Below are 12674 nucleotides of genomic sequence, written 5' to 3'. Positions count from 1 at the left end.
GCTTTTGCAGTGCAGCAGAAGGGGAAAGGGACGCGGCTAAGCGGGCAAAGGCGCCTCACCCGCCGCTGTCCTCCTGGCGAAAGCAAGGACCACCCCTAAGCGGGCGTTGTTGCGAAGACTGGCAACGACCAAGCCTTCGCCAAACTTCACCCGGTCGGTACTGGTCCTGGCCTTCGCCAGGACCACACCGACGACGAAGAGGGGGGCTTAGCGCTCGACGAACGCCTTTTCGATCACGAAATGGCCGGGCTTGTTGCCGGAGCCTTCGACGAAGTCGCGGCCTTCGAACATCAGCTTCAGCTCTTCGAGCATCGCGGGGCTGCCGCACATCATGATGCGGTCGGTTGCGATGTCGAGCGGGCCTTGACCGATGTCGTTGAAGATCTGCTCGGAGCTGATGAGATCGGTGATGCGGCCGCGGTTGCGGAACGGCTCGCGGGTCACAGTCGGATAGTAGACGAGCTTGTCCGCGAGCAGCTCGCCGAACACCTCGTCCTCACGCAAATTCGCGACCAGCTTCTCGCCATAGGCGAGCTCGGAGACCTGGCGGCAGCCGTGCACCAGCACGATCGACTCGAACTGATCATAAACCTCGGGATCCTTGATCAGGCTCGCAAACGGCGCAAGGCCGGTTCCGGTCGACAGCAGCAGCAGCCGCTTGCCGGGAAGCAGATTGTCGGTGATCAGCGTCCCGGTCGCCTTGCGACCGACCAGAATGGTGTCGCCTTCCTTGATCTTCTGAAGGCGCGAGGTCAGCGGACCGTCCTGAACCTTGATCGAGAAAAACTCGAGCTGTTCCTCGTGATTGGCGCTCGCCATGCTGTAGGCGCGCAGCAGCGGGCGGCCGTCGACCTCGAGGCCGATCATGGCGAACTGGCCGTTCTGGAACCGGAAGCCGGTATCGCGCGTGGCGCGGAAGCTGAACAGCGTGTCGGTCCAATGGTGGACGGAAAGAACCTTCTCTCGGTAAAACGCGCTCATGATTTTCGATATTCCGAATATTTGCGGTTTTCGGACAAAAGGATTGCCAGGCCCCTGACGGCGGGGCGAGCACCATTTGCCATGGCGGAGGATTTCGCGTGTGTGATCTACGCCATTGAGACCAATAATCAACCTCGTTTCGGAAGCAATTAGTGCCCGCCAAACCGGCATTTGGGCGGAATTGGGCGCATCATTAATGAATTTGCTGCCCCGCGCGCGCGGCGGGCAATTTCTTTTCCCTCCGGGGCTCGATGGCAGCAGTTAATTTCCGTCGCGCTAACGAGAATTTCATTAAGAATAGCTCTGATTTTCACCCCGGTTTGGCGCCGTTTCCCGCATTTTTGCGGCTTTTGGCGACAGGAACGACCGAAACCATGACGAGCGAGCGGATCTTCATCCAGGCGATCAGGCGCTATTGCGCGGACCATGGCATTGCGGTCGATGTCCACGCCAGTGGCTGGCTGGTTGCGATGCGCCGGGGCAAGACGCGCCGCTTCGCCTTCGGCTACGACATCGGCCTCAACAGCGCCATCGCGCATCGTCTCGCCAGCGATAAATCGGCCACCGCCGAGGCGCTGGCGCTGGAGGGCGTGCCGTGCATTCCGCATCATCTGTTCCTCAACCCGAAGCTCGGCAAGAATGTCGTTGGCCCCACCTGGCGAGATGCAATGCTTGAGCTGCTTCACGGCCATCCGCAAGGCGTGGTGGTGAAGCCGAATGAGGGGACATCGGGGCGCTCGGTGTTCAAGGTGACGACGGAGGCGGAGCTGGATCACGCGGTTGGCGAAGTTTTCTCGATGAATGCCGGGCTCGTGATCTCGCCCTATGTCGCGATCGAGGACGAGGTCCGCGTGGTGCTGCTCGATGATGTCCCCCTCGTCGTCTACGGTAAGCAGCGTGGCACAGATTGGCGACACAATCTTGATGCCGGCGCAAAGCCGGTATTGCTGGGGAGCGGCGAGGTTCGAACGGCTTGCGTCAAGCTCGCGATCGATGCTGCGCGCGCGATCGGCATCGCCTTTGCGTCGATCGACGTGGTGCGCGTCGATGGCGATTGGCGCGTGCTCGAGATCAATTCCGGCGTGATGATGGAGTCGCTGGCGAAGCTGCATCCGGAGTTGGTGCAGGCGACGTACGACGCGGCGCTGGACCGGGTGTTTGGGAGGCGAGCTGACTGCTAAGCGCAGGGTGGAACCCTTCTACCCTTGCGGGAGAAGGTGGCGCGAAGCGCCGGATGAGGGGTTCTCTCCACTCGCGAGGCTGCTCGTGCGGATAGAGACCCCTCACCGTCTCGCCGCTGCGCGGCGAGCCAGCCTCTGGTGCACTGAGCTCGCGGCTCAATTATTCGCGCCCGGCGAATCGTCCATCGCCTTGAAGGCTTCTTCCAGCTGCAGCGAGATCGGTACGTTCAGCCGTTCGCCGGTGGGAAACCTGGCGGTGAACCATTTGTTGTAGAGCGGGATAAGGTCGCGGTTCGAGCCGAGCTTGCGGAAGGCGCGTTCGACCACGGCGGCGAGTTGCGGCTCGCCCTTCCTGAACATGATGCCGTAGGGATCGTAGGACAGATAGTCCCCGACCACGCGAAAATATTCCTGTGCCTTGTGACGCGCAATCAGGCCGTAGAGCAGGATGTCGTCGGTCGCGAACGCATCCGCCTTGCCGTCGTTCACCATCTGAAACGACTGCTCGTGATCCGGCGCGGTCACGATGTTAAGACCGAGCGAGAGCTTCTTGTCGGCTGCCTGGATCGCCTGCTCGTTCGTGGTGCCCTTCGTCACCACGATGGTCTTGCCCTTCAGATCGGTCAGCGACCGGACGTTCGACGCCTTCGGCACCATCAGCTTGGTGCCGGCGACGAATATCAGCGGCGAGAAGGCGACGCGCTTGCCACGTTCGGCATTGGCGGTAGTCGAGCCGCATTCAAAGTCGATCTTGTTCTGGAGCACGGCGTCGATGCGGTCGTCCGAGGTGACCTTGACGTAATCTATCCTGAGATTGGGATCGTCGACCTCGATGCCGATCTCCTCGACGATGGCCTCGCACAGCTCGAGGCTGTAGCCGATCGGGCGCCCCGCCTGGTCGAGGAAGGAGAATGGCGGCGAGCTCTCGCGATATCCGAGCCGCACGGTGTGCGCCTGCTTGATGGCCGACAGCGTCGGGCTGAGCCCTTCGCTGCCGGTCTGGGCGAACGCCGAGCTCACGAACAACGAAGTCATCAGCAAACATGCCGCGAGCCATAAGCAGAATGAGGTCAGTGACCTCGCCAGGAACTGGCCCATGGTTCGCTCCTACCCATGGCCGGCCATGGCGGGCACTTCACCGGGCACCATATCCTCGGGCACCGCATCACTAGGTCCAAGCTCGTGCTCGGGCCCGAGCTCACCTTCCCATTTGGCCACGACCGAGGTCGCCAGCGTGTTGCCGATCACGTTGGTGGCACTGCGGCCCATGTCCAGGAAGGTGTCGATGCCCATGATCATCAAGAGGCCCGCCTCGGGGATGTTGAACTGCGCCAGCGTCGAGGCGATCACGACGAGCGAGGCGCGCGGCACGCCGGCGACGCCCTTGGAGGTGATCATCAGCGTCGCCAGCATGGCGAGCTGGGTGCCGAGCGGCATGTCGATGTGGTAGCTCTGCGCGATGAAGACGCTGGCGAAGGTGCAGTACATCATCGTGCCGTCGAGGTTGAAGGAATAGCCGAGCGGCAACACGAAACTCGAGATCCGCGACGAGGCGCCGAAACGGTTGAGGCCCTCCAACGTCTTCGGATAGGCCGCTTCCGAGCTCGCGGTCGAGAATGCGATCATCAGGGGCTCGCGGATCAGCTTCAGCAGATGACCGTAGCGTGGCCCGATCACGATGAACCCGACGATAACCAGGATGGTCCACAGGATCGCCAGCGAGAGATAGAAGCCGCCCATGAAGACGACGAGCTTCCAGAGCACCAAGAGTCCATTCTTGGCGACCGTCGCGGTGATGGCGGCCCATACCGCGAGTGGCGCGAACAACATCACGTAGCTCGTCACCTTCAGCATGATGTGGCCGATGTCGTCGATCAGCGCCAGGATCGGCTTGGAGCGCTCGGGCATCGCGCCCATCGCCACCGAGAAGAACACGGCGAAGATCACGATCTGGAGGATTTCGTTCTGCGCCATCGCGTCCGCGATCGAGGTCGGGATCAGATGGGTCAAGAATTTCTCGATCGAGAAGGCGGAAACCGGCAGGCCTGTCGATTGGCCCGCCGCGGGCAGCGTGCCCGGGAAGTTCGCGCCAGGCTGAAGCAAATTCACCATGATGAGGCCGAGCAACAGCGACACGAACGAGGCGCTGACGAACCAGCCCATGGTCTTGGCGAAGATGCGGCCGAGCTTGGAGCCGGAGCCCATATGGGCGATGCCGCCGACCAGGGTCGCGAACACCAGCGGCGCGATGATCATCTTGATCAGGCGCAGGAACATCATAGCGATCAGGTTGATGGACGAGGCCCAGTCGGCGCGCGTGTCGGGCAGGAAATTGTAGATCGCCGAGCCCATGACAATGCCCAGCACCATCGCGGCCAGAATGTATTGCGTGAACCTGTTGGACATCGCTTACCCCCACGTACACCGGCGCTTCATGATGTCGCAGATATCACAGCGACGCAACACGCTTTGCGTGTGCTCGTGTTGGCCGGATGTTCTCGTTGTGAAATGGAACGCCGCGATCTAGCTTTCATGCAGCGCACAACGCATGCGGCTTGCACGTTTTCTTGGCTGCCGCTGCATCAATAATCGCCAAACGATCGGAGAGGGGAACGCCATGAGCGGCAACATCAATCGCCAGATTCTCCTGGTGGAAAAACCCAGCAGCAAGCTCGGGCCCGAGCATTTCAAGATGGTGGAGCACGCAGTGCCGGAGCCGAAGGACGGCGAGGCCCTGCTGCGCGTGCGATACATCTCGCTCGACGCCGCCAACCGCGCCTGGATGCATGGCGCGACCTATCGCTCCGCCGTCGAAGCCAACAGCGTGATGGCCGGCGGCGCCATTGCCGAGGTTGTCAGCTCGAAGGCGCCGGAGCTGGCGGCGGGCGACATCGTGTTCGGCGACACCGGCTGGCAGGAATATGCCGCGGTGCCGGCGAAGCATCTCACCAAGATGCCGAAGCTCGAGCCGATGACGCATCTGCTCAGCGTGTTCGGCATCGCCGGCCTGACCGCCTATTTCGGCCTGCTGGAGATCGGAAAGCCCAAGGAGGGCGAGACGGTCGTGGTCTCCGCGGCCGCGGGCTCGGTCGGCTCACTCGTCGGACAGATCGCCAAGATCAAAGGATGCCGCGTGATCGGCATCGCCGGCGGCGCCGACAAATGCAATTGGCTGACTTCCGAGCTCGGCTTCGATGCGGCCGTGGACTACAAGGACGGCGCGGTGTTCAAGGCGCTACGCGCAGCTGCAGCCAAGGGGATCGACGTCTATTTCGACAATGTCGGCGGCGACATTCTGGAAGCCTGCCTGCCGCAGATGAACAATTACGGCCGCATCGCCTGCTGCGGTGCAATCTCGCAATATGACGGCGCGCCCGCCGCACACGGCCCGCGCGGCGTGCCCGGCTTGATCGTGGTGAAGCGGCTCGTCATGCAGGGCTTCATCGTGATGGACTACATGAAGGACAGCCAGCGCGCACTGGCAGACCTCCAAGCGTGGGTCAATTCGGGCAAGCTGAAGGTGCAGGAGGACATTATCGATGGCCTCGAGAACACACCGAACGCGCTGATTGGATTGCTGGCGGGCGAGAACCGCGGCAAGCGCATGATAAGGCTCTGAGACGCCGCCACGGCGCAATTGCACCTGCATAATTGGCTTGCAGGAGAGATCAAAGCGGCGAATGATGCCACGCGCGAGGCATCATTCGCGACGATTGCGATTGCATTATATTTTAAGAGTCGTCGGCGTGACCGGCAGGGCAGGAAATCAGTCAGATGCTCAACACGTTGAGACATGCATCAACGCGCAAGGTGTTGCTGGCGGCAGCGTTCTTCGCAATTGCAACAGGCGCGTTCGCGCAGGCGCCGACCGAGGCGCAGAAGGGCGCCATCCGCTCGGCATGCCGCTCGGACTTCATGGCGCATTGCTCGAGCGTGACGCCCGGCGGGGTGGAAGCGTATCAATGTCTGGCAAAGAACATGTCCAGCCTGTCATCGGGATGCCAGACCGCGGTTCGCGCGGTCGAGCCTGCTTCGGCGCCGAAGACCGAAGCTGCGCCGAAGACCGAGGCTGCGCCCAAGCCGGCAGCGGCGCCTGCCACGCCGAAGGCTGACTCCGCTCCCGCTGCAAAGCCGGCCGCCGCGCCGGCGCCGAAGGCTGCTGCCGCCACGCAGCCGAGCAGCGCGCAGGTTGCGGCGGTCAAGAGCGCGTGCCGCGCCGATTATCCCAAGGTGTGCGCCAGTGTGCCGCCGGACGGCGCCCCCGCGCTCGAATGCCTGGAGAAGAGCAAGGCCAAGGTCTCGCCGGCCTGCCAGAGCGCGTTGAGTGCGGCGTCCGGCGGTGGCGCGGCTGCAACGGCAGCGCCCGCGGGTGCGGCTCCCGCGGCAGCAGCACCGGCGGCCGCGCCAGCGGCGATCGTTTTGCGCCCGCTGCGGCCGCGCGAAGAGCTGTTCATCGCAAGGTCGGCCTGCGGCGCCGACATCCGCACGCTCTGCGCCGGCGTCGCGCCCGGCGGCGGCCGCATCATTCAATGCATCTCCAGCAATGCCGCCTCGCTATCGCCGGCGTGCAAGGACGTGCTCGCCCCGTTCGCAGTGCGATGAGGCAGCGCACGATCGCGCGCCAAGGCACAGGGGCAATGCTTGGCGGCCTGCGCGAATGAATTCCCGCACGCCTGCAACGACAAGTCTTTTGCAAGGACCCGATTTCGATCACGGCCAGACCAGGAGGACAACATGCGTTCATTGCTGCTCGTCGCTTCTGCACTCCTTGCCTTCGCAGCGACCATGACGTTCGAGGCCACCGACGCCAATGCGGTGGTCTGCGCCCGCGGCGTGTATCGCGCCGGCTGCGCCGGGCCGAGCGCGGCGGTCGTGGTCCGCAAGCCGGTTCCGGCCGTCCGCTGCACCAGGGTGCTGGTGAACGGGGTCTACGTGAAGCGCTGCGTCTGACGGTGCGCATGGCCAAGCCCGCGTAGTTTGGCTATGCTTGCGCGCGAAACTGCTTCGGACACGCGCCAAACGCGCGTTCGGGAGTGAGCTTCGGCGCGCCTCGCCTTTCATAATTCCGCTGGCGCCGGACGCCGGAGCACATTAGTCTACCCCTAGATAGTGAGTATACTGTCAATTAGGGAGGCAGACGTTGCGGATCGCCGTGATTGGCGGGGGGCCCGGTGGGCTCTACTTCGCCTATCTCTGGAAGAAGCGTCACCCCGAGGATCAAGTCGACCTGTTCGAACAGAACCCGGCCGACGCGACCTGGGGCTTTGGCGTCGTGTTCTCGGACCAGGCTTTGGAATTCCTGCGCGCCGACGACCCCGAAACGGTCGACGCGATCGCGCCGCATATGGAGAGCTGGGAGAACATCACGCTGAACCTGCACGGGGACAGCGTCGCCATCGACGGGGTCGGCTTCTCCTCGATCGGACGGCTCGAGCTGCTCAAGTTCCTGCAGCAGCGCGCGCTCGATGCCGGCGTCGCCCCGTGCTTCGACACCCAGATCCATGCGATCGACCAACTCAACGGCCACGATCTCATCGTCGCCGCCGACGGCCTCAACTCGCTGGTGCGCCGGGCCTATGAGGGCGATTTCGGCACCTCGCTGTCCTACTCCTCCAACAAGTTCGTCTGGTACGGCACCTCGAAACGCTTCGATACGCTGTCGCAGACTTTCGTGAAGACCGACCGCGGCGCCTTCAACGCCCATCACTACCGCTACTCGCCGAACATGAGCACCTTTCTGGTCGAATGCGATCACGCGACATGGCAGGCCTATGGCTTCGCCTACAAGGACGTCGAGCAGTCCAAGGGCGTTTGCGAGGAGGTGTTTGCCGACACGCTTGGTGGCCATTGCCTCGTCTCCAACAAATCGGTCTGGCGCAACTTTCCCTGGGTCTGGAACGAGCACTGGTCGTTCAAGAACATCGTGCTGCTCGGAGATGCCCTGCACTCGGCGCATTTCTCGATCGGATCAGGCACGCGGCTCGCGATCGAAGACGCCATCGCGCTGGTCAAGGCGCTGGAATCGGATGCGCATCTGTCGACCGCTCTGCATCGCTACCAGGCCACGCGCAAGCCGATCGTGCAGAAGCTCGTCGATGCCGCGCGCACCAGCGCGTTCTGGTACGAGCACTTCGCCGACCACATGAAGCTGCCCGTGATGGATTTCGCCTATAGCTACATCACCCGGTCCGGCCGCATCGACGATTCCCGGCTGCGGGCGATGTCCCCGGCCTTCATGGCGCGCTACGAGGCGGCCAAGAACGGCGGGGGTGCGGCATGAGCAACGAGATTCGCGACCAGGTGCCTGCGGACAGCCCCGGCGCACGCGAGATCGGCTTTGCCGTTCCGCAAATCTATAATGCCGGCCGCGTGCTATTCGACAATCTCGATCAAGGGCGCGGCGACAAGCTCGCGCTCATCGGCCCGGCGGGCACGCGGACCTATGCCGAGCTCTGCGCCGAGGCTTGCCGCTGGGGCAACGGGCTTGCCTCGCTCGGCCTCAAGCGCGGCGACCGCGTGCTCTTGTTTCTCGACGACACGCCGGCCTATCCCGCCGCCTTCTTCGGCGCGGTGCGCGCCGGCTTCGTGCCGCTCCTGATCAACACGCTGACGCCGCCGGACCTCTTGCAGTTTTATCTTGCCGATTCCGGCGCTGCCGTTGCGGTGGCGGATGCCGAATTCTGCGCGCGCTTCAATGCGGAAGCTTGCAGGGACACGGGTCTGCACACGCTGATCGTCGTCAATGGCGAGGTGCGCGACCACGCCGCGCCTGTTGCGATCGCAGCGGCAAGCTGGCTCATGCAGTCCCCGGCCGAACTCGCGGAAGCCAACACCGATCGCGACGAGATGGCGTTCTGGATGTACTCCTCCGGCTCAACCGGCCGGCCCAAGGGCATCGTGCATCTTCAGCACGATATGGCCTATAGCGAAGCCGCCTTTGCCCGGAGCGTGTTGAAGCTGACGTCTGGCGACATCTGCTTCTCGGTACCAAAGATCTTCTTCGCTTACGGCTTTGGCAATTCCGTCACCTTCCCATTCTCGGCGGGCGCGGCAACGTTGCTGTTGCCGGGCCAGCCGAAGCCCGCATCGATCTTTTCGGCGATCGAGCAATACAAGCCGACGGTGTTCTTCGGCCTGCCGACGCTCTACACGGCACTGACCAAGGCCGAGGGCGCCGACAAGACCGACTTTTCGTCGCTGCGCATGGCGCTCTCTGCGGCCGAGGTGCTCTCGGTCGAAGTCTTCAACGGCTGGAAGGCGCTCACAGGCCTCGAGATCGTCGAGGGTCTCGGCTCGACCGAGGTGCTGCACATCTATCTCTCCAACCGTCCTGACAAGAGGAAGCTCGGCGCCGCCGGCCTGCGCGTGCCCGGCTACGAGGTTGCGCTACGCGACAAGGACGGCCGCGACGTCGCCGATAACGAGGAAGGCATCTTGTGGGTGCGCGGCGATTCCAACACGCCGCTGTACTGGAACCGGCCGGACAAATCCGCCGAGACCATTCGCGAGGGCGGCTGGATCTACACCGGCGATCGCTTCGTGCGCGATGCCGACGGCTTCCACTTCTTCCGCGGCCGCGCCGACGATCTCATCAAGATCTCCGGCCAGTGGGTCTATCCGCTGGAGGTCGAACTCTGCCTCGCCGACCACCCTGATATTCGCGAATGCGCGGTGTTCGCCGCCGAACTGCCGGATCGGCGCATGACGCTGAAGGCCGTGGTGGTGATGAACAACCGCGCCACTGATCAGAGCGAGACGACGCGCAAGCTCCAGGATTATGTGAAGGGCAAGCTATTGCCGTACAAATATCCGCGCGAGGTAATCTTCATCGACGAGCTGCCGAAGACCGGCACGGGGAAGATCGACCGGCAGGCGTTGCTGCGGATGTGAGGCCGAGGATGTGAGGGATACGCTCACGTGACCATACCCACGCTGTCATCGCCCGCGAAGACCTCACCCGCCCTTCCCCAGATGTTCCAGCGCATCCTCGGCCCGCAGCGGCACGCGTGAGGCTTCGTTGTTGAGATCGACGAGCTGCACCAAGAGCTCCAGCAGCGCCTTGCGGTCGGCGGGTTTCAACGGCTCCAGCATGCGCGCCTGGGCTCGCTCTACGGCGGGGATGATGTCGCGCAGGATCGCGGCGCCTGATCTGGTCAGATAGAGCAGCTTGATCCGCTTGTCCTCGGGCGCCGGCTTGCGCTCGATATAGGCCTTGGCCTGAAGCCGCTCGATCACGCTGCCGAGCGTGGAGCGATCGAAGGCGATCACCGCCGACAGACGCGTCGCGTCGATGCCGGGATGGGTGTGGACCGCGATCAGCGCCGCATATTGCACCGGCGTCAGGTCGAACGCCTTGCACTCCTCCATGAAGATCGAGACCGCGATCTGCTGCATGCGCCGGAACAGATAGCCTGGCGCGGCATAGACCGCATCCATCGTGATCGGAGGAAGAGGCTTACTCGGCATCGGGCTGCTTCTCCGGCGCGGCATTGGCGAAGGCCGGCATTGCCTTGGCGGCGGCTTCTGCCTGAAGCAGGCGCGGATAGGCCGACACATCGACGCCGAAACGGCGCGCATTGGCGAGCTGCGGCACCAGACAGAGATCGGCCAGCGTCGGCGCGTCTCCGAAGCAGAACGGGCCCGGCTCGCCCCTGATCAGCGTCTCGCAGGCCGACAATCCCTCGCGGTTGACCCAGGCCGCCCAGTCCTGGACCTTCTCCTCGGCAAGGCCGAGCTCGCGCAGCCGCGCCAGCACCTTCAGGTTCTGCACCGGATGTGTGTCGCAGGCGATCGCGAGTGCGAACGCGCGCACCTTGGCACGGCGCAGCGGGTCCTTCGGCAGCAGCGGCGGATTGGGATGCGTTTCGTCGAGCCATTCGATGATCGCGACCGATTGGGTCAGCACTTCGCCCGCATCGTCCTCCAGCGCCGGGACCAGGCCTTGCGGGTTGATGGCGAGATAGGCGGGCGCGCATTGCTCGCCCTTGCGCAGATGATGCGGCAGATGCTCGGCACCGAGGCCCTTGAGGTTCAGCGCGATCCGCACGCGATAGGCGGCGCTGGAGCGGAAATAGCCGTGCAGCTTCATTGAGACCTCCCTTGTTTCTTGTCGTTCCGGGGCTCGCGGAGCGAGAACCCGGAACCTCGAGATTCCAGGTGCGCAAGTGCGCACCATAGTTCGATGCTGCCGCATCGCCCCGGAATGGCGACCAACATCCCTCACGTTGACGCTACCTATATCCTCAGTATACTGTCAATCGACAAAACGAACGGAGCCGCACCATGGAAGCCGTGACCAAGACGCCGGAACGCGAGGCATTTTACCGGAAGATCGACGGCGAAAATCTCACCGCGCTGTGGACGGTGATGAGCGATTTGATCACGCCGGAGCCGAAGAGCGCCTGCCGGCCTCACTTATGGAAGTTCGAAATCATCCGCGACTACATGACGGAAGCCGGCAAGCTGATCACCGCCAAGGAAGCCGAGCGGCGCGTGCTGGTGCTGGAGAATCCGGGCCTGCGCGGCCAGTCCAAGATCACGACCTCGCTCTATGCCGGGGTGCAGATGGTGGTGCCCGGCGACGTCGCGCCCGCGCACCGCCACAGCCAGTCCGCGCTGCGCTTCGTGCTCGAAGGCAAGGGCGCCCACACCGCGGTCGACGGCGAGCGCACCGCGATGGAGCCCGGCGACTTCATCATCACGCCGTCGATGACCTGGCACGATCATTCCAACGAGACCAGCGAGCCGATGTTTTGGCTCGACGGCCTCGATATCCCGCTGGTGCAGTTCTTCGATTGCTCCTTTGCGGAAGGCTCAAGGGAGGACCAGCAGAAGATCACAAGACCAGCCGGCGACAGCTTTGCGCGCTACGGCCACAACCTGCTGCCGGTCGACGTAAAGCGGAGCTCGAAGACCTCGCCGATCTTCAGCTATCCCTATGCCTACACCCGCGAAGCGCTGGAGAAAGCCCGCGCAAGCCAGGAATGGGACGCCTGCCACGGCCTGAAGCTGAAATTCAGCAATCCCGAGACCGGCGATTTCGCAATGCCGACCATCGGCACCTTCATCCAGCTGCTGCCGAAGGGTTTCAAGACCGCGCGCTATCGCTCGACCGATGCCACGGTGTTCTGCCCGATCGAAGGCCGCGGCCGCAGCCGGATTGGGGATGCGACCTTCGAATGGGGCCCGCGCGATCTGTTCGTGGTGCCGAGCTGGCACTGGGTCACGCACGAGGCGGATGAGGACGCCGTGCTGTTCAGCTTCTCGGACCGGCCGGTGCAGCAGAAGCTGGATCTGTTTCGGGAAGATCGCGGGAACGCGTGACGGAGCAGGTCTCGTAGCTGGCTTCGTAGCAACCATTAAGTGGCGGCAGTTTTTTGCTCCGCCCGGATGGTCTGCGCCTGCCATGATGATGCCGTGCTCGCGTCCGTCAAGGCGTGGCCTGGCAACAGACCACGTGAGGTTCGAGCGAGCGACGGCCATCCTTGACGGACGCTGCGCGCGACGTCATGA

Annotated in this window: 12 protein-coding genes; 7 read left to right on the top strand and 5 right to left on the bottom strand. The window is 63.5% G+C overall.

The annotated features are described in order from the left end of the window. Positions 1 to 207 precede the first annotated feature (207 nt). Positions 208 to 981, bottom strand: a complete 774-nt coding sequence (locus IVA87_RS21110; protein WP_247302664.1) for a ferredoxin--NADP reductase — start codon at positions 979 to 981, stop codon at positions 208 to 210. A gap of 374 nt (positions 982 to 1355) precedes the next feature. Here IVA87_RS21110 and IVA87_RS21105 point away from each other — a divergent pair, with 374 nt between their 5' ends. Further along, positions 1356 to 2162, top strand: coding sequence for a RimK-like protein (locus tag IVA87_RS21105; RefSeq protein ID WP_247302662.1), 807 nt, complete (start codon positions 1356 to 1358; stop codon positions 2160 to 2162). A 156-nt stretch (positions 2163 to 2318) separates the two neighbouring features. On the opposite strand, the gene IVA87_RS21100 is transcribed toward IVA87_RS21105, so the two are convergent. Continuing rightward, on the bottom strand, positions 2319 to 3260 hold the full coding sequence (locus tag IVA87_RS21100) for an amino acid ABC transporter substrate-binding protein (RefSeq protein ID WP_247302660.1): 942 nt from the start codon (positions 3258 to 3260) through the stop codon (positions 2319 to 2321). 9 nt (positions 3261 to 3269) lie between these two features. Then, positions 3270 to 4568 carry a dicarboxylate/amino acid:cation symporter gene (locus IVA87_RS21095; RefSeq protein WP_247276360.1) on the bottom strand — a complete coding sequence of 433 codons (1299 nt, stop codon included), beginning with the start codon at positions 4566 to 4568 and terminating at the stop codon, positions 3270 to 3272. Positions 4569 to 4779: 211 nt separating this feature from the next. Here IVA87_RS21095 and IVA87_RS21090 point away from each other — a divergent pair, with 211 nt between their 5' ends. The 5 genes from IVA87_RS21090 (at position 4780) to IVA87_RS21070 (ending at position 10052) form a co-directional block, all read left to right on the top strand. After that, positions 4780 to 5781, top strand: coding sequence for an NADP-dependent oxidoreductase (locus IVA87_RS21090; protein WP_247302658.1), 1002 nt, complete (start codon positions 4780 to 4782; stop codon positions 5779 to 5781). Between the two features lie 155 nt (positions 5782 to 5936). Continuing rightward, positions 5937 to 6764 (top strand): hypothetical protein, encoded by an 828-nt coding sequence (locus tag IVA87_RS21085; protein WP_247334886.1) that lies wholly within the window; start codon positions 5937 to 5939, stop codon positions 6762 to 6764. Positions 6765 to 6896: 132 nt separating this feature from the next. Beyond that, entirely contained in the window at positions 6897 to 7112 is a 216-nt protein-coding gene (locus tag IVA87_RS21080) for a hypothetical protein (RefSeq protein ID WP_247302655.1), read from the top strand. A 190-nt stretch (positions 7113 to 7302) separates the two neighbouring features. After that, positions 7303 to 8442 (top strand): FAD-dependent monooxygenase, encoded by a 1140-nt coding sequence (locus IVA87_RS21075; RefSeq protein WP_247302653.1) that lies wholly within the window; start codon positions 7303 to 7305, stop codon positions 8440 to 8442. Further along, positions 8439 to 10052: a benzoate-CoA ligase family protein gene (locus tag IVA87_RS21070; protein WP_247334882.1), complete on the top strand. Its 1614-nt coding sequence runs from the start codon at positions 8439 to 8441 to the stop codon at positions 10050 to 10052. Before IVA87_RS21075 ends, IVA87_RS21070 begins: the two co-directional genes overlap by 4 nt. A gap of 63 nt (positions 10053 to 10115) precedes the next feature. Here IVA87_RS21070 and IVA87_RS21065 read toward each other — a convergent pair whose 3' ends face one another. Together IVA87_RS21065 and maiA are read right to left on the bottom strand one after the other, a co-directional pair. Further along, a complete protein-coding gene (locus IVA87_RS21065; protein WP_247302649.1) occupies positions 10116 to 10628 on the bottom strand; it encodes a MarR family transcriptional regulator in 513 nt (170 codons plus the stop codon). Continuing rightward, positions 10618 to 11250 carry a maleylacetoacetate isomerase gene (gene maiA, locus IVA87_RS21060; protein WP_247302647.1) on the bottom strand — a complete coding sequence of 211 codons (633 nt, stop codon included), beginning with the start codon at positions 11248 to 11250 and terminating at the stop codon, positions 10618 to 10620. The genes IVA87_RS21065 and maiA overlap by 11 nt, the downstream gene beginning before the upstream one ends. A gap of 194 nt (positions 11251 to 11444) precedes the next feature. Here maiA and gtdA point away from each other — a divergent pair, with 194 nt between their 5' ends. Further along, positions 11445 to 12485, top strand: coding sequence for a gentisate 1,2-dioxygenase (gtdA, locus tag IVA87_RS21055; RefSeq protein WP_247302645.1), 1041 nt, complete (start codon positions 11445 to 11447; stop codon positions 12483 to 12485). The last annotated feature ends 189 nt before the right edge of the window (positions 12486 to 12674 follow it).

The sequence above is a fragment of the Bradyrhizobium sp. 147 genome (genome assembly GCF_023073935.1).
Lineage (GTDB): Bacteria > Pseudomonadota > Alphaproteobacteria > Rhizobiales > Xanthobacteraceae > Bradyrhizobium.
Note: the sequence above shows the minus strand (reverse complement) of the source record. Positions and strands in the feature narration are given on the sequence as shown.